This is a genomic window from Cellulomonas sp. H30R-01, from assembly GCF_010119915.1.
Taxonomy (GTDB): domain Bacteria; phylum Actinomycetota; class Actinomycetes; order Actinomycetales; family Cellulomonadaceae; genus Cellulomonas; species Cellulomonas algicola.
Genome location: NZ_CP048210.1, coordinates 4,228,489 through 4,249,993 on the forward strand (window position 1 = coordinate 4,228,489; position 21,505 = coordinate 4,249,993).

At 75.2% G+C, this 21,505-nt stretch carries 22 protein-coding genes and 1 tRNA gene; 15 read left to right on the top strand and 8 right to left on the bottom strand.

The genetic code is table 11. From position 1 onward, the window contains the following. The 3 genes from GXP71_RS18880 to GXP71_RS18890 all read left to right on the top strand — a co-directional run bounded on the left by GXP71_RS18880 (position 1) and on the right by GXP71_RS18890 (position 2,327). Positions 1 to 558: a dihydrofolate reductase family protein gene (locus GXP71_RS18880; protein WP_238402501.1), complete on the top strand. Its 558-nt coding sequence runs from the start codon at positions 1 to 3 to the stop codon at positions 556 to 558. 36 nt (positions 559 to 594) lie between these two features. Beyond that, positions 595 to 2,172: an alpha/beta hydrolase gene (locus GXP71_RS18885; protein ID WP_238402502.1), complete on the top strand. Its 1,578-nt coding sequence runs from the start codon at positions 595 to 597 to the stop codon at positions 2,170 to 2,172. 79 nt (positions 2,173 to 2,251) lie between these two features. Continuing rightward, a tRNA-Thr gene (locus tag GXP71_RS18890) sits at positions 2,252 to 2,327 on the top strand. Positions 2,328 to 2,396: 69 nt separating this feature from the next. Here the strand turns inward: GXP71_RS18890 and GXP71_RS18895 are convergent. From GXP71_RS18895 to GXP71_RS18925, 7 genes are all read right to left on the bottom strand, one after another. Then, complete coding sequence (locus GXP71_RS18895) at positions 2,397 to 3,638, bottom strand: YibE/F family protein (RefSeq protein WP_162353939.1); 1,242 nt, start codon at positions 3,636 to 3,638, stop codon at positions 2,397 to 2,399. Then, positions 3,635 to 4,987 carry a YibE/F family protein gene (locus tag GXP71_RS18900; RefSeq protein WP_162353940.1) on the bottom strand — a complete coding sequence of 451 codons (1,353 nt, stop codon included), beginning with the start codon at positions 4,985 to 4,987 and terminating at the stop codon, positions 3,635 to 3,637. Before GXP71_RS18900 ends, GXP71_RS18895 begins: the two co-directional genes overlap by 4 nt. Positions 4,988 to 5,507: 520 nt before the next feature. Beyond that, complete coding sequence (locus tag GXP71_RS18905; RefSeq protein ID WP_162353941.1) at positions 5,508 to 5,945, bottom strand: hypothetical protein; 438 nt, start codon at positions 5,943 to 5,945, stop codon at positions 5,508 to 5,510. Between the two features lie 40 nt (positions 5,946 to 5,985). Further along, the gene (locus tag GXP71_RS18910; protein WP_162353942.1) at positions 5,986 to 6,624 is read right to left on the bottom strand and encodes a hypothetical protein; all 639 of its coding nucleotides are present in this window, start codon (positions 6,622 to 6,624) and stop codon (positions 5,986 to 5,988) included. Continuing rightward, positions 6,621 to 6,905, bottom strand: a complete 285-nt coding sequence (locus GXP71_RS18915; RefSeq protein ID WP_162353943.1) for a hypothetical protein — start codon at positions 6,903 to 6,905, stop codon at positions 6,621 to 6,623. Before GXP71_RS18915 ends, GXP71_RS18910 begins: the two co-directional genes overlap by 4 nt. A 9-nt stretch (positions 6,906 to 6,914) precedes the next feature. Next, positions 6,915 to 8,360 (bottom strand): hypothetical protein, encoded by a 1,446-nt coding sequence (locus GXP71_RS18920; RefSeq protein WP_162353944.1) that lies wholly within the window; start codon positions 8,358 to 8,360, stop codon positions 6,915 to 6,917. After that, the gene (locus GXP71_RS18925) at positions 8,357 to 9,184 is read right to left on the bottom strand and encodes a hypothetical protein (RefSeq protein WP_162353945.1); all 828 of its coding nucleotides are present in this window, start codon (positions 9,182 to 9,184) and stop codon (positions 8,357 to 8,359) included. The genes GXP71_RS18920 and GXP71_RS18925 overlap by 4 nt, the downstream gene beginning before the upstream one ends. Before the next feature lie 198 nt (positions 9,185 to 9,382). Between GXP71_RS18925 and GXP71_RS18930 the strand changes: the two genes are divergently transcribed. Further along, entirely contained in the window at positions 9,383 to 9,982 is a 600-nt protein-coding gene (locus tag GXP71_RS18930; protein WP_162353946.1) for a hypothetical protein, read from the top strand. Continuing rightward, a complete protein-coding gene (locus GXP71_RS18935; protein WP_162353947.1) occupies positions 9,976 to 10,998 on the top strand; it encodes a hypothetical protein in 1,023 nt (340 codons plus the stop codon). The genes GXP71_RS18930 and GXP71_RS18935 overlap by 7 nt, the downstream gene beginning before the upstream one ends. 174 nt (positions 10,999 to 11,172) lie before the next feature. Here GXP71_RS18935 and GXP71_RS18940 read toward each other — a convergent pair whose 3' ends face one another. Next, the gene (locus tag GXP71_RS18940; RefSeq protein WP_162353948.1) at positions 11,173 to 12,147 is read right to left on the bottom strand and encodes an FHA domain-containing protein; all 975 of its coding nucleotides are present in this window, start codon (positions 12,145 to 12,147) and stop codon (positions 11,173 to 11,175) included. 336 nt (positions 12,148 to 12,483) lie between these two features. On the opposite strand from GXP71_RS18940, the gene GXP71_RS18945 reads away from it, so the two are divergent. From GXP71_RS18945 to GXP71_RS18990, 10 genes are all read left to right on the top strand, one after another. Next, complete coding sequence (locus GXP71_RS18945) at positions 12,484 to 13,134, top strand: SAF domain-containing protein (RefSeq protein WP_162353949.1); 651 nt, start codon at positions 12,484 to 12,486, stop codon at positions 13,132 to 13,134. 2 nt (positions 13,135 to 13,136) lie between these two features. After that, positions 13,137 to 13,919 carry a hypothetical protein gene (locus GXP71_RS18950; protein ID WP_162353950.1) on the top strand — a complete coding sequence of 261 codons (783 nt, stop codon included), beginning with the start codon at positions 13,137 to 13,139 and terminating at the stop codon, positions 13,917 to 13,919. Between the two features lie 10 nt (positions 13,920 to 13,929). Continuing rightward, positions 13,930 to 15,240 (top strand): CpaF family protein, encoded by a 1,311-nt coding sequence (locus tag GXP71_RS18955; protein ID WP_162353951.1) that lies wholly within the window; start codon positions 13,930 to 13,932, stop codon positions 15,238 to 15,240. After that, positions 15,240 to 16,136, top strand: a complete 897-nt coding sequence (locus tag GXP71_RS18960) for a type II secretion system F family protein (protein ID WP_202924288.1) — start codon at positions 15,240 to 15,242, stop codon at positions 16,134 to 16,136. Before GXP71_RS18955 ends, GXP71_RS18960 begins: the two co-directional genes overlap by 1 nt. Further along, complete coding sequence (locus tag GXP71_RS18965; RefSeq protein ID WP_162353952.1) at positions 16,133 to 17,053, top strand: type II secretion system F family protein; 921 nt, start codon at positions 16,133 to 16,135, stop codon at positions 17,051 to 17,053. Before GXP71_RS18960 ends, GXP71_RS18965 begins: the two co-directional genes overlap by 4 nt. Positions 17,054 to 17,123: 70 nt before the next feature. After that, positions 17,124 to 17,348 carry a hypothetical protein gene (locus tag GXP71_RS18970; RefSeq protein ID WP_225916109.1) on the top strand — a complete coding sequence of 75 codons (225 nt, stop codon included), beginning with the start codon at positions 17,124 to 17,126 and terminating at the stop codon, positions 17,346 to 17,348. Beyond that, positions 17,345 to 17,785 carry a TadE/TadG family type IV pilus assembly protein gene (locus GXP71_RS18975; RefSeq protein WP_238402503.1) on the top strand — a complete coding sequence of 147 codons (441 nt, stop codon included), beginning with the start codon at positions 17,345 to 17,347 and terminating at the stop codon, positions 17,783 to 17,785. The genes GXP71_RS18970 and GXP71_RS18975 overlap by 4 nt, the downstream gene beginning before the upstream one ends. A gap of 32 nt (positions 17,786 to 17,817) precedes the next feature. Beyond that, positions 17,818 to 18,228: a TadE/TadG family type IV pilus assembly protein gene (locus GXP71_RS18980; protein WP_202924289.1), complete on the top strand. Its 411-nt coding sequence runs from the start codon at positions 17,818 to 17,820 to the stop codon at positions 18,226 to 18,228. Continuing rightward, positions 18,225 to 18,683 (top strand): pilus assembly protein TadG-related protein, encoded by a 459-nt coding sequence (locus GXP71_RS18985; RefSeq protein ID WP_162353953.1) that lies wholly within the window; start codon positions 18,225 to 18,227, stop codon positions 18,681 to 18,683. Before GXP71_RS18980 ends, GXP71_RS18985 begins: the two co-directional genes overlap by 4 nt. Continuing rightward, on the top strand, positions 18,680 to 21,493 hold the full coding sequence (locus tag GXP71_RS18990) for a hypothetical protein (RefSeq protein ID WP_162353954.1): 2,814 nt from the start codon (positions 18,680 to 18,682) through the stop codon (positions 21,491 to 21,493). The genes GXP71_RS18985 and GXP71_RS18990 overlap by 4 nt, the downstream gene beginning before the upstream one ends. The last annotated feature ends 12 nt before the right edge of the window (positions 21,494 to 21,505 follow it).

The following is a 21,505-nucleotide window of genomic DNA, read 5'->3' on the forward strand; positions in this document are numbered from 1 at the left end:
GTGGCGCTGCTCTACGCGGGGATCACGTCGCTCGACGGGTACACCGCCGACGCGACCGGGGCGTTCGACTGGGCGCGGCCGCCCGACGACGTGCACGCGTACGTCAACGACCTCGAACGGCCGGTCGGCACCTACCTGTACGGCCGGCGCATGTACGACGTCATGCAGTTCTGGGAGACCGCGCACACGCTGCCCGACGCACCCGACGTGATCCTCGACTACGCGGCCGTCTGGCAGGACACGGACAAGGTCGTCTACTCCTCGACGCTCGACGCGGTGACCACGGCGCGCACGCGCCTCGCGCGGACGTTCGACCCGGTCGACGTGCGCGCCCTGGTCGAGGACTCCCCGGCCGACGTGTCGATCGGCGGGCCGACGCTCGCCGCGCACGCGCTGCGCGCGGGCCTCGTCGACGAGGTGCTGCTGTTCGTCGTGCCCGTCGTGGTCGGGGGCGGCACGCGGTTCCTGCCCGACGGCCTGCGCCTGGACCTGCGCCTCGTCGAGGAGCGCACCTTCTCCGAGGGTGTGGTCCATCTGCGGTACGCCCGGCGGGCATGAGCCGGACCGCACAGGCGTGCCCACTACCGTAGGCGCGTGCCCGTGACGACCGCCTCGCCCCGACCGTCCGCCGCCACCGCCCGACCGGGTGCGGGGCGGCGTGCCGCCGTCGTCGTCGCCGCGCTGAGCGCGGTCGTCGTCCTCGTGGCCGGCGGCTGCGTCCCGGCGAAGAACCAGGCGCAGGTGCCGACGTCCGCAGCGACGTCGGGCGCCCCGGACGAGGCGCTCGCGCCGTTCTACGACCAGCAGCTCGAGTGGACGACGTGCGCGCAGGGCGAGTGCGCGACCGCGACCGTCCCGCTCGACTACGCGGACCCGTCCGGCGCGACCATCGGCATCGCGCTGGCACGTCGCCCCGCGACCGGCGGCTCGGCGGTCGCGTCGCTGCTCGTGAACCCGGGCGGCCCCGGCGTCTCGGGCGTGGACTTCCTCGACCAGGCCGCCTCGATGATCAGCGAGGACGTGCTGCGCCAGCTCGACCTCGTCGCGTTCGACCCGCGCGGCGTGCAGCGCTCCAGCCCGATCACCTGCCTGGACGGCGAGGATCTCGACAAGGTCGTCGCCTACGACGCGGACTACTCGACGGACGCGGGCATCCAGGAGGCGATCGACGTCTTCCGCGGTGTCGGCGAGGCGTGCCAGGAGCGGTCCGGCCAGACGCTCGCGCACGTCGACACCGTGAGCGCCGCACGCGACCTCGACGTGCTGCGCGCGGCGCTCGGCGACGACGCCCTCACGTATCTCGGCTACTCGTACGGCACGCAGCTCGGCGCGACGTACGCCGCCCTCTTCCCGCTGCGCGTCGGCCGGCTCGTCCTCGACGGCGCCCTCGACCCGACGCTCACGGCCGACGAGCTCGCCGAGGGGCAGGCGCAGGGCTTCGAGAACGCGCTGCGCGCCTACGTCACCGACTGCCTGGCCGGCGCGAGCTGCCCGCTGACCGGCGACGTCGACCAGGCGATGGGCCAGATCCGCGCCCTGCTCGACCACGCGGTCGCCGACCCGCTGCCGACCGGCGGCGACCGGCGTCTCACCGGCTCGCTCGCGTTCTACGGCATCGCGCTGCCGCTCTACTCGCAGCCGTCGTGGCCGTACCTCACGCAGGCGCTCGACGCGGCGATCCACGAGAACGACGGCTCGATCCTGCTGCAGCTCGCCGACGCGTACTTCGACCGCGAGGCCGACGGCACCTACTCGACGAACGCGACCGAGGCGTTCTGGGCGATCGGCTGCCTCGACGACCGGCAGAGCGCCGACCCCGCCGATATGCGCGCGCAGGCCGACCGCATCGAGGCCGTCGCACCCACCATGGGCTCGTTCTTCTCCTACGGCGGCACGATCTGCGCCGACTGGCCCGTGCCCGTCGTCGGGGGCCTCGACGACTACTCGGCGAAGGACGCGACCGCGCCGATCCTCGTCGTCGGCACCACGAACGACCCCGCGACGCCGTACGCGTGGGCCGAGAAGCTCGCGACGACCCTGTCCACCGCGACGCTCCTCACCTACGAGGGCGAGGGGCACACCGCCTACGGCTCGTCGAACGACTGCGTCGCCGACGCCGTCGACGAGTACATCCTCACCGGCACCGTCCCGCCCGAGGGCACCCGCTGCTAGCCGCTTTGGAGCCAGGGCCCTGCGCCGGGTACAGTGGGCGCGCTCGTCGATCCGGGGGTCCGCCCACGGTGACGGCGACGCCGCCTTAGCTCAGTCGGCAGAGCGTCTCACTCGTAATGAGAAGGTCTGGGGTTCGATTCCCCAAGGCGGCTCCAGCACGAAGGCCCGGCACCTCACGGTGACCGGGCCTTCGTCGTCCCTGCGGCGCCGACGGGCTGCCCGGGTCAGTGCCGGTGGCCGCCGCCGGACACGTGCGTCGGGGCCAGGCGGGTGGCGACGACCGCGGCGACGGCTGTCGTCAGGGGGATCGCGAGGACCAGGCCGATCGAGCCCGCGAGCGTGCTGACGATCTGCTCGGCGAACGCGCCCGACGTCAGCGTCATGCCGAGCGGCTGGTCGTAGAGCTCCAGGAGCAGCAGGACGGGCAGCGACGCGCCCGCGTACGCGAAGGCGATCGTGTAGACGGTCGACGCGATGTGGTCGCGGCCGATCCGCATGCCGCGCGCGAACAGCCCGCGCCACGACGCCGTCGGGTCGGACGCCCGCAGCTCGAACACCGCCGACGCCTGCGTGATCGTCACGTCGTTCAGCACGCCGATGCCCGCGAGCACGACGCCGCTGAGGAACACGCCCTGCAGGATCCGCACGCCGTCGTCGCCGAGCAGGCGTGCGAGCTGGTAGGTGTCCTCGGTCGAGCCGGGGTGCAGGTGCGCCATGCGCGCCCCGACGACGCCGAGCACGGTCACCATGAGCAGGCCGCCGAGGGTGCCGAGCAGCGCGGTCGTGGTCCGCAGCGAGAACCCGTGCGCGAGGTAGAGGACGGCGACGACCACCAGCGTCGCGGCCGACAGCGTCGCGACGAGCGCGGGCTGACCCTGGACCAGCGCGGGCACGAGGTGCACGGCGAGCACGACGAACGCGATCGCGAGCCCGACGAGCGCGCGGAACCCGCGCATCCCGGCCACGAGCACGGTGACCAGCGCGAACGCGAGCGCGAACGTCGCGAGCGGCACGCCACGGCGGAAGTCGCCCCACGCCCAGACCTCGTCGCCGTTCTCGTCGGACGGGTAGTGCTCGAGGACGACAGCGGTGCCGGGCGGGACGTCGGCGCGCGTGAGTCCCGACGTCGCGATGACCTCGACCGTCGTGCCCGCCTCGCTGCCGCCGTCGACCTCCGCCGTCACGTGCAGGCAGCGGACCGTCGACGGGACCGACCCGTCGGGGGCCATGTCCTCGACCGTGCCGTCGCACGTGTCCCAGCGCGAACCCGTGACGGTCGCGGACACGCGTTCGACGTCGACGTCGACGAAGCCCGTCTCCGGACGGCTCTCGTCGGTGGGCCACGTCGCGAGCGTCCCGACGAGCGCGCCGAGCGTGGCGAGCACCACGAGGACGACGAGGACGACGGCGGTGCGCGGCGTCCCCGAGCGGCGGGTCCGCGTCGCGGGAGGGGCGTCGAGCGTCACGACGACACCTGCGCGCGGTCGGCGTCCGCCGCGCCCTCACCGGACCGCGGGTGGTGCGCGCGGTCGGTGTCACGGGTCCCGGGCGTGGGGCCGTCCGGGTCGTCGCCGTGCGCGTCGCCGTGCCCGTCGTCGGGACGCGCCGTCGTGCCTGTCGCGCTGCGCCGGACCAGGACGGCCGCGAGGACCGTCGTCACCGGGATCGCGAGCACCAGCCCGATCGACCCGACGAGCGTGCGCACGACCTCCTCGGCGATGTCCCCGCTGCTCAGCACGCCCAGCAGCCCTCGGTCGGTGAGGCTGACGAGCAGCACGAGCGGCAGCGCCGCACCGACGTAGGCGAACACGATCGTGTAGACGGTCGACGCGATGTGGTCGCGCCCGATCCGCATCCCCCGCCCGACGAGCTCGCGCCACGTGCTGCCCGGTCGTGCCGCGTGCAGCTCCCACACCGCCGACGCCTGCGTGATCGTCACGTCGTTGAGCACGCCCAGCCCGGCCAGGACCATGCCGCACAGCAGCACCGACCGCAGCCGCACCTCGGGCGCCGCCGACATGAGGTCGAGCGCGTACTCGCCCGACAGGCCGGTGAGGTGCGCGGACCCGCTCGCCCACGACGCGATCGCGGCCGTCGCGACGAGCCCGACGAGCGTGCCCGCGAGCGCGGTCGACGTCCGCACCGAGACGCCGTGGGCCAGGTAGAGCACGGCGTACATGATGACGACGCTCGTCACGAGCGCGACCGGCACCGCCGGCCGGCCCTGCAGCAGCGCCGGGAGCGTGAAGACCCCGACGACGAGCAGGCCCGCGCCCATCCCGACGAGCGCCGCGAGCCCGCGCCAGCGCGCCACCAGCACGACGAGCCCGGCGAACACTGCGGCCAGCAGCAGCATCGGCGGCCCGCGCTCGAAGTCGACGAACAGGTACGTCGTGGTGAGCGTCGGCTGCACGGTGACGTCCGTGAGGTCCCCGACGTCGGCCGTGGACATCGCCGCGACCCGTACCCGGTCGCCGACCACCACCTCGGGCACGTACTCGGGCGGCACGTGCAGGTCCACGACCTCCCCGTCGGCCAGGCGCGCGGCCGCCTGGTCCATCCCGGTCGCGTCGGGCCGGACCTGCGTGATCTCGCCCGTCGTGTACGTGACGCCCGGCCCCGTCGTGTCGAGCACGGGCGGTCGTGCGCCCGCCGACGGCCACAGCCACCACGCGCCGACGAGCGTCAGCAGCAGCACGGGCCCGAGCACGGCCGCGAGCCAGACGCGTGCGCGCGCGGCCGTGACGCGGAGGGCGGCGGGGTCCGTCGGGGCCTCGTCCGGCGCGGGCACGGTCGGCAGGTGGCTGTGGGGCACGACCCAGCATCATGCACGGTCGCGCGCACCCGGGACCCGACGCGCCGCGTGGCGGTCCACCCCGCCCGGGGGCGCGTCGACGGCGGCCGGAAGCGTGCGGGGCGGAGGGGATGGCGCGGGTGTCGCGTGCTCGCACTCGCCGGCCGTGTGCGGTGACCTCGAGGGCGGGCGGGTCGTCCGACGGGGGTGGGCGGCCCCGAGGGGGAGGGGCCGCCCACCGGAGGCTCACGGGTCGCGGTCGCCACAGCCACGTCGCCCGACCTCCGTCGGACCCCACGTTGCCTGGCCGCCGGAGGACGGCGTGCGCCGTCGTGGGGCACTCCCGGCAGCATCGCCGCTCCCAGGCGCACGGATGCCGGACCTAGGTCCCACCAGCGCCGTCACGGGCGGTCGACCAGGCGGGGGTGTCAGCGCCCCACGGCGGTCAGCGAGGAGGGGGGTGGCCGATCCGGCTCCGGGCCCGCGCGGGTCGGGTGCGCTCGGGTGCTGGGCGTGCTCGGGTGAGGGGCGTGCTCGGGTGCTAGGCGCGCTCGGCGAACACGGCGCCGAGCGCCGCGCGGAAGGCGTCGGGGTCCTGCGTCGAGACGATGATGCGCTGCCCGTCACGCCGGGTCAGGGCGACGATCCGCGGGTGCGCCGTCGACGCGGTCGTGCCCCACTGACCGCCGGCGAGCTTGCCCTCGACGATCTCGCCGGGCTGCGAGACGCCCGGGTACAGGTCGGCGAGGCGGACCTTGAGGCGGCCCACGCGCAGCTCGGAGTCGGTGACGCGGATGTTGGTGTAGCGGCCGACGCTCCAGACGAGGACCGCGCCCAGCACGGCGGCGATGCTCGCGAGGATCGTCGCGAGGACCCAGCCGCCGTCGGTCAGCGCGAGGCCGACCCACAGGACGACGCAGACGACGACCAGGGCCAGGGTCGAACGGCGTCGCGACGCGCGCTCCTCGTACCGGATCACCGGGACATCCTAGGGTCCGGCCCGTCGCCGCCCGCGGCGGTCACAGGAACTCCCCGCGCAGGACGCGCTGGGTCTTCGGCAGCAGGCACGTGTGCGCCCGGTCGAGCACCCACAGGAGCGGCAGCAGCACCTCCGCGAGGCTCGCGGACGCCTCCCAGCCGACCTCCGGCGGCCCGGACGCCGTTCCCGGGCGGCCCGGGACGGGGCGCAGCACGTGCGTGACGACGGGTGCGGCGTCGTCCCACCGGGTCAGCTCCATCCGGTCGGCGAAGATCCGGCCCGCGGGCCGCCACTGCCACGAGCGTCCGGCCGGCCCCGAGACGCGCAGCTGCCACCGGTCGCGCCCGCTGCGCTCGCGGTCGACCGCGACGGTCTCGCCGAGCACGTCGACGGGCATGAGGACGAAGTTCCACAGGATGCTGTCCGGGCCGCCGGTGGCGGGCTGGCGGAAGCCGCTCGCGATCTCCCGCGCGCCGCCCGGGGCCGACTCGTCGGCGAGCGACGCGACGAGCACGCGGTGCCGCCACACGACCGTGACCTGGTGCCCGGCGACGTCGACCTGCGTGCGGGCCGCGAACGGGACGTCCTTCGGCATGTGGTGGAAGTCGGGGATGCTCAGCTCGTCGACGACCGGCACGACGCCCGCGACGCCCAGCGGTGCCCAGACGTCGACGGTCACTGGGGCTGCCTCTCGCGGCGCGCGTCGCGCTCCTCCTGCTCCTCACGCTCCTCGGCCCGCCGGGCCTCGCCGCGCACGCGGGACGCCTCGTCGCGCAGGTTGCGCGCGGCCGACTGCGCGGCCGACCGCCAGCCGTTGAGCGCGTTGCGCACGTCGCTCGCGTTCGCGCACTCCCAGTCGGGGGAGTCGGCGATGGACTTCGCGGGGTCGATCGCGGTCTCGACGTCGCCCGCGAGGGCGTCGAGGGCCTGCGCCTTGGCGAAGAGCTCGGTCGATGTCATCGCGCCCTCTCAGAACCAGTTCATGGGGTTGAGGTCGGACTCCTTGACGTCGTCGAGGCGGTCACCCACCCATTCCCCGGCTTCCTCGGCCCGGTCGCCGGCCCAGTCGGCGGCCGTGTCGACCGCCGCGGTGATGTCGTCCCAGTGCTCGACGACCTCCGCGCCGGCCCAGACGACCCCCGTGACGGCGACGAGACCCAGCGTCACCGGGTTCGGCGCGATGAGGGCCGCCGTCATCGACGCGTTGAACGCGGTCTCGGCGTACTCGCCGATGACGTGCGCCTTGCCCTCCGTGCCGCCCTCGGACCAGAGCCTGTTGTTCTCGTCGAAGTTGTTGACGAGCCCGACGACGCCGTCGACCGTCGCGAACGCGCTGCCCGCGACGCCGAGGACCCGCAGCGCGCCCGCCGACCTGAGCATCGTCGTGACGCCCGACTGGCTGGCCATCGTCAGGAGGTTGCCCGCGCCGCGCGCGACGACCGCACCCGTGGCCGGGTTGATCCACGGCTTGCCGACGATCGCGTTGCCCCACGTGGCGAGCCGGGTCGCGAGCTGCCCGGTGCGCGTCGTCCCGAGGACCCGCGAGACCCAGGTCGTCGCCTGGACGCCCTTCTCGCTCTGCAGGAGCTTGGCCAGCAGCGTGGGCTGCATCTCGCCGTTGACCGCGTACGTCTGCGTCGCGGAGGACATGCGGGTCACCCACGCGTCGAAGTCCTCGACCGTCGGTGCGAGCTTCAGCAGGTAGTTGCCGACGGTGTTGGGGACGAACGAGCCGGGGTACTTGAAGGGCACCTTGCCGGCGAGCCCCCGGCGGTCCGCCGCCGTGAGGGCTGCGGAGAGCCTGTTCGCCCAGGCGGCGTCCGACTCGGCGAGCGCCGCGAGGCCCGGCTGGATGATCTTGCGGTCGGCGAGCCAGCGCGCGAGGGCGGGACCCCCCTGGAAGATCAGGGTCCCCGCGGCGGCGACCGCAGCGCCGCCGCCGACGACGAAGTTCTGGACGTCGTGGTAGGCGTCGACGAGGGCCGTGGCCTGCTCGCTGTCGGTCATGCCGGCGAGCTTCTCGAGCGCCTCGGCCTGGAGCTGCTCGAACCACTCGGCGAGGTTGGCCGGGTCCGTGTCGTTCCAGGCGTTCGGGGCCGTGCTCGTCGCGTGCACCGCGATCAGCGCGTCCTCGACCGACATCGACTGGCCGGCGATCGCGGCCGCCTGGTCGGCGGTCATGCTCACGCCGCCGAACGTCGGGTTCGCCTGCGCCATGTGCTCGAGCACGCCGATCCGCTGGCGCAGGTCCTTCGAGACGTCGCGCGCCCACTGCTCGGCACCGTTGAGGCCCGCGAGGTCGACCCGCGCGTCGAGCGCCGACGCGCGGTCGAACAGCGCCGGCAGGTCCTCGGCGAGGTCCTCGAGCGCGACGACCGTCGCAGCGAGGACCTCCTTGTCGACCTTGACCGTCACGACGCGCCGACCCGTGCGAGGACCGCGCGCAGGTCCGCCGACGACGGCAGGAGGTCCCGGAGGAGCTCCCACACCTCGCCCCCGGACACCGGGCGGAACGTGGCGAGCGCGTCCGGGGTGACGTCCTCGGGGCGCAGCGGCTCGGCGGGCTGCTCCCGCACCCAGTACCCGCCCGGCCCGCAGTCCCACAGCGCGAGGCCGCGGGCGTCGGTCGCGGCGTCCGGGCCCCACACGAGGCTCACGCGCGCGGTCGACTCCAGGAAGGACAGCGTCGCCAGGAGCATCGACCGGTCCGCCTCGGCGACCTCGCCGAAGAACCGCTCGAGCTGCGCCGTCGCGACGACCCGGGCCGGCTCCCACGTGTCGTCGGTCAGGCTCATCGTCTGTACGACCGCGTCGACCGCGCGCAGCGGGACCGTGAACGGCGTCGCGATCTTCGGGACCTCCCGGCGGCGCAGCCCGGCGAGCCGCGCGAGGATCCACAGGATCTGCGGCAGCTCGTCCTGGCAGTACACCGTCCCGTCGTCGCCCTGGGGCCAGGGGTCGGTGTACCAGACCGTCTCCTCGCGCACGGCGAGCACGGCGAGCGTCGGACCCTGCGGCCCCGCGGTCTCGACGGACGCCTGGATCATCGGGTCCGTCACCGTCCGGACCAGGTCGACCACGAGCGGGCTCACCGCGCCGTCCTCGTCGACGACGCCGGCCTGCACGAGCGCGGCGCGCGCCTTGTCGGGTGCGGGCTCCCCGTTGTGCAGGAGGCGGAGCGTCTCGAGCTCGTCCTCGCTCAGGGCGACCCTGCGCCGCACGACGTCCAGACGAGCCATGCTCACGTCCACCCTTCGAATCCGGCGATTTCGGACAGCACCCTAGTGGTGACCGCCGGGGTGGTGTGACCGCTCGTCCACCGTCACCCGGACGGCCCCGCACCGACGAGGCCCTCCCGGGCGCCGCGCGCGGACGGGGCATTCGGTACGGTATCGGTCGGTTCGGTCCACCGGGCCGTGGTCGCGGGAAGGGCGCAGATGAGCCGGTTCGTGGTGGTCGTGGTGTCGACGCTGGTCGTGGGCCTGCTCGCGGGGTGCGGCGGGGCGGAGGAGCCCGCGGGCCTCACCGCGGCGCCGACCACGACGCCGACGCCGAGCGCCACGCCGACCCCCGACCCGGAGGTGGACGACCTGTCCGACCCGGAGCTCGGGATCGTGTTCACGGACGTGCCGGCGCTCACGGGCGACGAGGCCGACGTCTACAACTGGCTCGCCACGTACGAGAAGGAGTACTGGCGGACCATGCGCACCAACACGGTGAGCCCCGCCTTCGCCCTCCTCGCCTCGCCCGAGCTGCAGGGCGCCATGCAGAAGGTCGTCGACAAGAACACCGCGATCCAGGCGTCCATCGGCGGCGTCCTCGAGACCCGCGTGAGCGACGTCGTCGTCACGGGCGACCAGGCGACCGGCGAGATCTGCGAGGACTTCTCGCAGGCCACCTTCGCGGACGCGACCCGCACCTACACGCCCGCGGAGGCGGGGTTCGGCGAGAAGAAGCACAAGGCCTACACGCTGACCCGCGTGCCCGGCGAGGACCGGTGGCTGGTCGCGACCAACGAGGTGTCGGGCACGTGCTGAGGCGGTCCGCCGTCGTCCTCGGCCTCTCCGCCGCGCTGGTCCTGGCGCAGGTGACGGCCGCCGCCGCGGAGGACCCTCCCTTCGGGCAGGAGGAGACCGCCGGACCCGGCGGCTCGAGCGGCCCCGGCACGGGGACGAGCGGAGGCTCGTCAGGCGGGTCGATCCAGGTGACGGTCTCGCAGTCCGGGTCGACGTCGGGCGGGCGGTCGTTCAGCAGCACCACGACACGCACGGTCGCGCCGCTGTGCTGGATGGGCCGGGGCCCGACGGGGTACGAGTACTACGAGTACTGGAAGCTCGGCGGCCCGGCCCGCGAGTCCGACACCCTCGACGACTACGCCAACCAGGGCCTCCTGCACCAGGGCTGGGAGGAGCACGCGACCGACACCGAGGGGCACTGGTACGAGTCCTCGTGCAGCGCCGGCGCCCCCGGTGACGTCGCGGTCGCGTACCACCTCTCCCACCCGGCGATCTGGGTCGGCCCGACCGACCCGGTGCCGCCGCAGGACGCGAGCGTCGACCCCGAGGTGCTCGCGCAGATCGCGTCGGAGTCGATGGACCTGCCCCGCGGGACGATCCGCTGGAACCCGAGCATGACGGGGACCGGGGCGACGGTCGTCGGCGCCGACACCTGGGTGTGGGTCGAGGACGCCGCCACCACGGTCTCGGTGACCGCCCAGATCCCGTCGGGCACGTGGGCGCGCGTCGACGCCGCGCTGTCCGCGCTGCAGGTCAGCGCCCCGGGCGCCGACTCCGTGACGTGTCCCGACACCGGCACCCCGTGGGGCGGCGGTGCGGCGTCCACGACGTGCGCGCTGCGGTTCTTCCGGTCCAGCGCGAACCAGGCCGTGAAGGCCGGGCAGTCACAGCCGACCGCGACGCTGACGGCGCAGGCCACCTGGACCGCGTCGTGGGTGTCCTCGGAGGACCCGAACCCGACGGCGCTGCCCGCGCAGACGATCTCCGCGACCGCCGAGATCCCGGTCGCCGAGATCCAGGGCGTCGTCTCGCGCTAGCGTCACCGGCCCGCGCGGCGAACCGCGTCCGCGGGTCGCGTGTCGCCCGGGCGTCAGCCGTGCGTGCGCTCGGCCGGCCGGCCGCTCTCGCAGCGCTCAGCCGCGCCGGTGCTCGCCCTCAGGCGCTGAGGCGCTCAGGCGCTGAGGCGCTCAGGCGCTCAGGCGCTCAGACGCTCAGACGCTCAGGCCGAGCGTGCAGCGCACCTCGCCGAGCAGGACCACCGTCCCGGCAGGCACGGCGACCGGGGTGTGCGGGACGAGCCGCACGGGCGCGTCGAGCAGCACGTGCGTCCCGTTCGTCGAGCTGAAGTCGGTGACGAGGATGGTCCCGTCGGGCTCGACGTCGACGAGCGCGTGGGTCTTGGACACCGTCGCCCCGACGACACGCACGGGGGTCCGCCCGGTGGGGGCCACCGGGTCGCGGCCGAGCGAGGCGCCGCCGGGGACGCGCACCGGCGCGCCACCGTCGACGGTCAGGACGAGCACGTGCCCGCGTGACGTGGTGGCGGCCTCGTCGCGCACCGCCCCGACCGCTGCGGGCTCGGGCGGCAGGACCGGGACCGACACGGGCGAGAGACCGTCAGGCAGCCCGTCAGGCAGCCCGTCCGGCAGCCCGTCCGGGAGGGCCCCCGGCAGCCCGCCCGGGAGGGCGTCCGGCAGCGCGTCCGGGACGGTCGGGACCGCAGGGACGGGACGCGGCGCCGGGAGCGACGCGAGCAGCCCCTCGTCGGGTCGGCTGAGCGTGGCCGCGTCGAGCAGCGCGACGGGGTCGGTCTCGACGCGCAGCGGTTCGAGCGTCCCGCACGCACCGCACGCCAGCGCGGCGACGGGCTGGTCCGCCCCGCACCGCCGGCAGGGCGCAGGCGGGACGTCCACGGGCGTGCCGGCGCCCTCGGCGGGCAGGGTACGCAGCGTGCCGTCGGGGTGCGCGGCCAGCAGCGACGCGCCGGACGCGTCGGCGAGCACCATGCGGACCGGTCGTCCCACGGTGCGGGCCACCGCGACCGCCCGCGCGAACGCACCCGCCCGCAGGCGGGCGGTGGACGCGGCGGCGCACGCGGAGGCGTGCTCGTTGACGTGCACGGTGCCGGTGCCGTCCGGTCGCAGCTGTGCCCGGACGAGCGGCCACGTCGCCGGGACGGTCGCCACCCGATCGGGTGAAGTGTGCGGGCGTGCGGTCACCGGGTGCCCCCTGCGCGCTGACGGGCGGTCCCTCGTCGCGCGAGAGCTGTCGCCGCAGGCAAGTGCGCGCTCGTCGCCATGGAAGGCCTCCCTCGGGCTGTGGTCGGCCGCCATGGTAGACGCGCCGGGACCGGGCGCGACCCCGACCGGGCGCGACCGCCACCGTCCGATTTGCCCCTATAGTCATGCAGTCCTTGCACGACCCCCCGCAGCGAGGTTGGACCCCCATCGATGACGGTGAACACGAGCACGCCCGGGGGCGTGGCCGCGCAGGACCGCCGCCGCGCCCGTGACGAGCGAGGGATGTCCCCGGCCGGCGCGGCCCGCGCCGAACGGCTCCCGCACGCACCGCGCGAGCGGCGACCGCTGCTCGCGGCGTTCGCGGTGCTGCTCATCGTGGGCGGTGCGGCTGCGGCCGGCCTGCTCGCCCTGCGTGCCGACGACCGCGTCCCCGTGCTGGTCGCCGCGCGCGACATCGCGGTCGGCGAGGAGATCACCGCCGACGCGCTCGCCACCACGCCCGTCGCGTCCGAGGGCACCCTCCTGGTGCCCGCGTCGCAGCAGGAGCTCGTCGTCGGCCAGTTCGCGCGGATCGCCGTCACGAAGGGCCAGCTCGTCGACACGTCGATGCTCACCGCGACCCGGACGCTGCAGGACGGCAAGGTCGCGGTCGGCGCGTCGTTCGAGGAGGGGCGTGCGCCCGCGTCCGGTCTGGTGGCGGGGGACGTCGTCCAGCTCGTCCAGGTCGTGGACGGCAAGGGCACCGTCCTCGTGGCCGACGCGCTCGTGAGCTCGGCGACCACCCCGGCGGAGGGCGCCAACGGCGGTCGGGTGACCGCCACGCTCATCGTCGACGAGTCCGACGGCGCCGAGCTGGCCGCAGCGGCCGCCGAGGCGTCGCTCTCGGCCGTGCTCGTGAGCCGCGGGACGCCGGTCGTCGGTCAGGGGGGCTGAGCGTGCTGGTCGCGATCGGCTCCGCGAAGGGCTCGCCCGGTGTCAGCACGACCGCACGCGTCCTCGCGGGCGTGTGGCCGTCGGACGTGGTCCTCGTCGACGCGGACCCCGCCGGGGGCGACGTGTCGCTGCTGGGCCGGACGGCCTCGCGAGGGCCGCTCGACCCCGAGCGCGGGATCCTGTCGCTCGCGGCCGACGCCCGTCGCGGGCTCGCGAACGACAGCCTCGACGACCACCTGCAGCAGCTCGAGGGCGGTCTCGACGTGCTGTGCGGCGTGACGAGCCCCGAGCAGATGACGGGGATCGCGCCCGCCGTGCCAGCGCTCGCGTCGGCGCTCGCGCACCACCCGACGCGGGACGTCGTCGTCGACTGCGGGCGGGTCCAGGCCGGCAGCCCGGTGATGCCCGTCGTCGCGGCGGCCGACGTGCTCGTGCTGCTCGCGCGCCCTCGCCTGGAGTCGTACGCGCACCTGCGCGAGCGCCTGCGCTGGCTCGCCCAGATGCGCGCGACGTCGACCCGCCGGATGCCCGCCCTCGGCGTCGCGCTCCTCGCGGACGGCAGGGACCGCCGCTCGCTCACGGAGCTCGCGCAGCTCCTCGCGCACGAGGGCCTGCCCGTGACGGTCGTGGGGCAGGTCGCCGAGGACCAGCGTGCCGCCGACGTCGTCTCCGGGCGCCTCGACCGCGGGGTCGAGCGCTCGCTGCTCGTGCGGTCCGTGCGTCAGCTCGTCGCACCCGTCGCCGAGCTCGCCGCGTCGCAGGGCGCCGTGCGGGCCGGGATCTGAGGGGGCGCGGGTGGCGGTCGACCAGGCGCTCGTGCGCCGGCTCCGCGAGGAGGTCGCGGACATCCTCGCGCGGCAGCGTCGCGACGACGCCGCGGCGGGCGTGGCCCAGATGTCCGGTCAGGACGAGCGCCAGTTCGCGCGCGCCGTCGTCAACCGGGTGCTCGACGCCTACGCGCGCGCGGAGATCGCCGCCGGTCGCACGCCACCGTCGCCGGTCGAGGAGAGCGAGCTCGCGTCCGGGATCCACGCCGCGCTCTACGGTGTCGGCCGGCTCCAGCCGCTCCTCGACGACCGGGACGTCGAGAACGTCGACATCAACGGCTGCGACAACGTCTTCGTGCAGTACGCGGACGGCCGTGAGGCGCGGATGCCGCCCGTCGCGGACTCCGACGACGAGCTCGTCGAGCTCATCCAGATCCTCGGCGCGTACTCGGGCCTGTCGAGCCGACCGTTCGACTCGGCGAACCCGCAGCTCGACATCCGCCTGCCCGACGGCAGCCGCATGTCGGCCGTGATGGACGTCTGCGCACGCCCCTCGATCTCGATCCGGCGGGCGCGCCTGTCCCGCGTGCACCTCGACGACCTCGTGCGGCTCGGGTCGGTGACCAACGAGATCGCGGCCTTCCTGTCGGCGGCCGTCGCGGCGCGCAAGAACATCATGATCGCGGGCGCGACGAACGCCGGGAAGACGACCATGCTCCGGGCGCTGGCCAACGAGATCCGCCCGCACGAGCGCCTCATCACCGTCGAGCGCGCGCTCGAGCTGGGCCTCGGCGAGTTCCCCGACCTGCACCCGAACGTCGTCGCGTTCGAGGAGCGGCTCCCGAACTCCGAGGGCAACGGCGCGATCAGCATGGCGGAGCTGGTGCGCCGCAGCCTGCGCATGAACCCCAGCCGGGTCATCGTGGGCGAGGTGCTCGGCGACGAGATCGTCACGATGCTCAACGCGATGAGCCAGGGCAACGACGGGTCGCTGTCCACGATCCACGCGAACTCGTCGATCGAGGTGTTCAACCGCATCTCGACCTACGCGATCCAGTCGCAGGAGCGCCTGCCCGTCGAGGCGACGATGATGCTCATCGCCGGCGCGATCGACTTCGTGGTGTTCGTGCAGAAGCAGAACCACTACCTGCACGGCGGGCGGCTGCGCCGCTTCGTCGCGAGCATCCGGGAGGTCAACGGCATCGACGGCCGCGTGCTGTCGAGCGAGGTGTTCGCCCCCGGGCCGGACGGCGTCGCGGTCGCGTCCGCGCCCATCGCCTGCCTCGACGAGCTCGTCGCCGTGGGCTACTCGCCCGGCTACGCGATGCGGGGCCTGTGATGGCGCCGTCCACCGTCTTCATCGTCCTCGCGGGTGCCGTCGTCGGCCTCGGGATCGCGCTGCTCGTCGAGTCGCTGCGCCCCCGGACGCGGGGCGCGGGCGTCGTGCACGGCGGGCCGTCGCTCGTGGACCGGCTCGGACGCCGCGCGCTCCTCGCCGCCGTCGCCGCCGTGGTGGTCCTCGTCGTGACGCGATGGCCGGTCGCGGCCGTCGCCGCCGCGGCGCTCGTCCTGTCGTGGACGTCGCTCTTCGGCGGGGCGAAGGCGGAGCGGCAGGCGATGGCCCGGCTCGAGGGCCTCGCGTCGTGGGCCGAGTCGCTGCGCGACACGATCGCCGGCGCGGTCGGCCTCGAGCAGGCGATCCCCGCGACCGTCTACGCGGCGTCGCCGACCATCCAGCCGCAGCTCCGCATGCTCGTCGACCGGCTGCGGGTCCGGGTGCCGCTCAGCACCGCGCTCCAGCGGTTCGCCGACGACCTGGACGACCCGAGCGCCGACCTCGTCGTCGCGGCGCTGATCCTCAACTCGCGCCTGCGCGGCCCGGGTCTGCGCCAGGTCCTCACGTCGGTCTCGGAGTCCGCGCGCGCCGAGCTCGACATGCGCCAGCGCGTGGCGGCGGGCCGCTCCTCGACCCGCAGGTCCGCGCAGATCGTCATGGGCTTCTCGATGCTCATGATCTTCGGCCTGGCGATCCTGAACCCCACGTACGTCGCGCCGTACGGCACGCCGACCGGGCAGGCGGTGCTGGTCGTCGTCATCGCGCTCTTCGCCGCCGGGTTCTGGTGGATGAAGCGGCTCTCGGGCGTCGACGTCCCGGCCCGCTTCCTCGTCGCGACGCCCGACCGGCACGGTCAGCCGCAGGTCGACGCCAAGGCAGCGGTGGGGGGGACGTCATGACGCTCGTGCTCCTCGCGGGGGCGGTCGTCGGCCTCGGTGTGCTCCTGCTCGTCGTCGTGCTGGCACCCCCGCCGACGCACGCCGGCAGCGCCCTCGCCCGGCTCGACGAGGAACGCCGCCAGAGCCGCGCCTACGCGCGCGCGGTCGGCGTCGACCCGCGCGCCGGGGAGGGGGCGCGGTGGCGGCTCGCCCTCGGGCGCGAGGCCGCACGGCGCGTGACCGCGACCGGTCTGCCGCTCGACACCCTCCGGGCGGACCTCGCGATGACCGGGCTCACGCTCGACGCGTTCCTCGCGCGCACGGTGCTCGCGTTCGTCGGGGGCTTCCTCGCCCCGCTCGTCACGGCCGCGGTGCTCGTGGCCGTGGGCGTCGGGGTGAACATGTCCGTGCCGCTGCTCGTCTCGGTCCTCGTCGGCGTCGGCGCCGCGGCGGTCCCGTGGCTCGCCGTGAGGTCGCAGGCCGCCGCGCGCCGCCGGGACTTCCGGCACGTCGTGGGCTCGTTCCTCGACCTCGTCTCGATGAGCCTCGCAGCCGGCCGCGGTGTCCCCGAGGCGCTGCAGGGCGCGTCCGAGCTCAGCGACGGGTGGGCCATGGTGCGGATCCGGGACGCGCTCGGCGGCGCGCGGCTGCGCGGCGAGACGCCGTGGTCCGCGCTGGGCGGGCTCGGCACGGAGCTGCGCGTCGACGAGCTGCGCGACCTCGCGGCCGCCCTCGCGCTCGTCGCCGAGGACGGCGCGAAGGTCCGCGACTCGCTCGCGGCGCGCGCGGGCTCGATGCGCCGACGAGAGCTCGCGGAGGCCGAGGGCAAGGCGGGCGAGAGCTCCGAGTCGATGCTCGTCGCGCAGCTCCTGCTCGCCGTCGGCTTCCTCGTCTTCCTCCTCTACCCGGCGCTGCAGAGCGTGCTGGGCCAGACATGACCCGCGCACGGCGCGACCGGACGGGCCACGACCGCACGACACGGACACTCGACAGAAGGACGGTGCTGACATGAGCTTTCCCCACCGGGGAGTCGTCGACTACCTCGTCATGGAGCTGCGACGCCGCTACCAGCGCGCCCGCCTCGCGGAGGACGCCGGTGCGTCGGTCATCGAGTGGGTCATCATCACGGGCGTCCTCGTGCTGCTCGCGGGCGTGGTCGGCACGGTGATCTACAACCTCGCGAACGACGCCGCGGAGTCGATCGAGATGCCCGACGCCCCGGGCGGACCGTGACCCTTCGGCTCCTCACCCCGGTCCGCCGACGGCTGCGCACGTCCGCGGGCGGCGGGGGCGACCGTGGCGCGAGCTCGATCGAGCTCGCGCTCTACACCCCCCTGCTCATGCTCGTGATCCTCGTGACGGTGCAGTTCGCGCTCACGTGGCACGGCAACCAGCTCGTGGGTGCCGTCGCGCGGGAGACCGCCCGCGTCGTGCGGACCGGCGGCGGCACGCCCCAGTCGGAGACGGCCGCCCGCGCCCGGGCGGTCGAGTTCGCCGAGCTGATCGGCGGCCAGAACCTCCAGGACCTCGACGTCGACATCAGCCGGCCGACGCCCGACACGGTGCGGGTCGAGGTCTCGGCCCGCTCGAAGGAGATCGTGCAGGGCATGGCGCCGCGGGTGAGCGCGCTCGTGCAAGGCCCCGTCGAGCGGTTCCGGGCGGACCAGTGACGCGCGCGGCGGACGGACGCAGGAGGGCCCCCGTGGGACGGACCGTGCGCGACGATCGCGGCTCGATGGCCGTCGAGGTCGTCGTGCTGATCCCGGTGCTCCTGCTCGTGGCCCTGCTCGTGGTCGCCGCCGGGCGGTACGTGTCCGCCGAGGGCGAGGCGGAGGCGATCGCGCGGGACGCGGTCCGCGCCGCGACGCTCGAGCGCGACAGCGCGAGCGCGCTGGCCGCCGCGAGGGCGACGGCGCTCGCCGGCACCCCGGCGTCGCTCACGTGCGACCCCGTCGACCTCGGGGGAACGTTCGCGGCCGGCGAGGTCGTCCGCGTCGACGTCGCCTGCACGGTGTCCTGGTCGGACCTCGGGATGCTCGGGCTCCCCGGGACGGTCGAGGTCGAGGCGTCGTCCGCTGCGCCCGTGGACCGCTACCGCAGGACAGGAGCATGACCGTGCACGACCGCCGCCCGCACCGCCCCCGGTCCGACGAAGGGTCGGCCTCCGTCTTCGTGATCGGGATCGTGCTCGTCCTGTTCGCCGTCGTCGGCCTCGTCGCGGACGGCGGGCGGGCGGTCAACGCGCGCGTCGCGATCGTCGACGACGCGGAGCAGGCGGCGCGCGCCGCGGCCAACCAGCTCGACGTCGCCCACCTGCGCGCGACGGGCGAGGCGCGCATCGACCCCGGCGCCGCTCGCGACGCGGCCGTCGACTTCCTGTCCGTGCGCGGGTACGCACCCGGGCGCATGACGGTGACCGCCGCCGACGACCAGGTCACCGTCGAGGTCGAGGACGTCGTGCCGACGGTCCTGCTGCAGCTGGTGGGCGTCGACAGGTTCACCGTCGAGGGCAGCGCGACCGCGCGCGCGGCGGTCGGGATCGTCACCGAGATCGGGGGAGCACCGTGAACGAGACCGAGCTGCGGGCGGACCGCGAGACCGGGCCGGCCAGGTTCTTGCAGGACGACGTCGAGCAGCGGCCGCGCCGTGTCGCCTCGTCGGTCCTGTCCGCCGTGCTCCTGCTCCTGCTGGTGGTCGGGGTGCCCGCGGGGCTGCTCGCGCTCGACGCCGCCCCGGCGATCCCGCGCTCGCTGCCGTCGCCGGACGCGCTCACCGGCACGATCGGCGTCGAGCAGCTGCTCGCGGTGCTCGTGTGGATCGTCTGGCTCGCCTGGCTCCAGTTCACGATCTGCACCGTGGTCGAGCTGCGCTCCGCGCTGTCCGGGGTCGGGCTGCCCGCACGCGTCCCGCTCGCCGGGCCGAGCCAGCGGCTGGCCCGCACGCTCGTCGTGTCCGTCCTGCTCCTGGCGAGCGCGGCCGGTCAGGCGTCCGCCGCGGTGGCGCCGTCGGCGCCCGTGCACAGCGAGGTCGGTGTCGCGATCTCCGCGCCCGCCGTCGCGGGCGAGGTCGCGGCGACCGTGGCGGCACCCGCCGAGGCGCAGGCCGCGCAGGGCGAGACGACGTACTGGCTCGGCGACGTGCAGCTCAGCCCCGAGGAGGGAGCCGAGCTCCTCGGCAAGCGCGTGTACGTGGTCAAGGTGCCCGACGGGCGCTACCACGACAACCTCTGGGACATCGCCGAGCGGACCCTCGGCGACGGCCGCCGGTACAGCGAGGTGTTCGAGCTCAACAAGGGGCGCGACCAGCCGGACGGGCACGAGCTCACGCTCGAGCGGCTCATCTACCCGAACTGGCTGCTCGTCATGCCGGAGGACGCGGCCGGTGTCGAGCGCGTCACCGCCGTCGTCACCCCCGTCGCGCCCGCGCCGGAGGCGCCCGCTCCCGTCACGCCCGCGCCGCTGCCCGAGCACGCCCCCGTGCTCGACGGCACGCAGCCCCTTCCCGCCGCAGACGTGCACGAGTCCTCGTCGAGCACCGCGCTCCTCGTGGGCGGCGGCCTGCTCGCCGTCGGGCTGCTCGCCGCGCTGGACCGCCTCCGCCGCCGCAACCGGACGGGAGAGCCGTCGGACGACGCCGTCGAGCTCGAGGTCGCGCTGCGGGTCGGCGCCGACCCCCGCCGCGCGCTGCTGCTCGACCGCGGGCTGCGCCAGCTCGCGGCCGCCCACCGCGCGACCGGCCGGCCCCTGCCGGGTGTCGTCGCCGCCGTCGTCTCCGACGACGCGCTCGAGCTGCGGCTGTCGCCGTCGAGGCCCGACGCACCGGCGCCGTGGCAGGCGGCCGCCGACGGCACGACGTGGCGGCTCGCCGCCGACGACGTCGACGGCGCGCAGGCGGGCGGTCCGGCCCCGTTCCCCGGTCTCGTGTCGCTGGGCCGGGACGCGCTGGGCCGGGACGTGCTGCTCGACCTCGAGAGCGCGCAGGGGCCCGTCTCCGTCGTCGGCGACCCGCAGGTCGCGCGCGAGGTCGCGACCGCGCTCGCCGCCGAGCTCGCGACGAACCGCTGGTCCGACGGGCTCCGGGTCACCGGTGTCGACCTGCCCGACGGCCTCGACGCACTGCCCGGCGGTCGGTACGCGCGCGCCGCGTCCGCGTCCGACGTGCTGGACCGGCTCGGTGGACGTCGCGTCGGCGCGCACGACGGCGACGTGCTGTCCGGGCGGGTGCGGCCGGACGGTGCGACGACGTGGGTGCCCGAGTACCTCGTGCTCGGTGCGGCACCGACCGGTGCGCTCGCCGAGCAGGTCGTCGCGATCGCCACGACGGACCGGCGGTCGCCGCTCGGCGTCGTGTGCGTCGGCGACCTGCCCGGCGCCCGGTGGCAGCTCGTCGCGCAGCCCGACGGTCGGCTCGTCGCCCGCCTGCTGGGCCTCGACGTGCAGTCCAACCGCCTCACGCCGCGGCAGGTGGGGGCTCTCGGGGAGCTGTTCACCGAGGCGCCCGAGCCTGCCCCGGCTCTCGACGCGCGGCACGACGCCGTCGCGCACGAGGGGGCCGTGGAGCGGCCCGACGTCGCGGCGCCCGTGCGGCCGCGGACCCCGGACGACCTCACGGCGGCTCCGGTGCGCGTCCTCGTGCTCGGCGAGCCTCGCGTCGAGAGCCTCGGCGTCCTCGACGAGGACCGGCGCGCGCTGCTGACCGAGCTGGTCGTCTTCCTCGCGCTCCACCCGGAGGGCGTCCACGCGAACGTGCTCGCGGCCGCGCTGTGGCCCGGCGGGGTGACCGCGGAGGTGCGCGAGGCCACGCTCGAGCGGGCGGCCCGCTGGCTCGGCACCGACGCGTCGGGACGCCCCCGGCTGGTCCGCCGCGCGGACGGCCGCGTCGCGCTCGGACCCGAGGCGGTCGTCGACTGGGACGTCGTCACGACCCTGCTCGCACGGTCCCGCAGCGCCACGAGCCCGCAGGCCGAGCGCGCGGACCTCGCCGCCGCCCTCGAGCTCGCGCACGGCACGGTGCTGTCGGTGCGGCCCTCGGGGCGCTACGCGTGGCTCGCGCGTGTGCGGCTCGAGCGGGCGTCGCGGGCGCTCCTGGTCGACGCGGTGCACCGGCTCGTCGTGCTGTGCCACCACGACGACGACCCCGGCGCCGCGCAGGCCGCCGCGTGGGCCGGGCTGCGCCTCGCGCCCACCGAGGAGCTGCTGTGGCGCGACCTGATGCGTGCGGCGGCGCTCGTCGGCGGGCCCGACGCGGTCCGGCAGGCGGCGGGCGACCTCGCGGCGACCCTGCGCACGGCCGGTGTCCACGCCATGAGCCCGGCGACCCGCGCGGTCGTCGAGGACCTCGCGCCCCAGCCGTCCGAGGCCGGGGGGTCGGGGGCCTGACCGGGTGACACC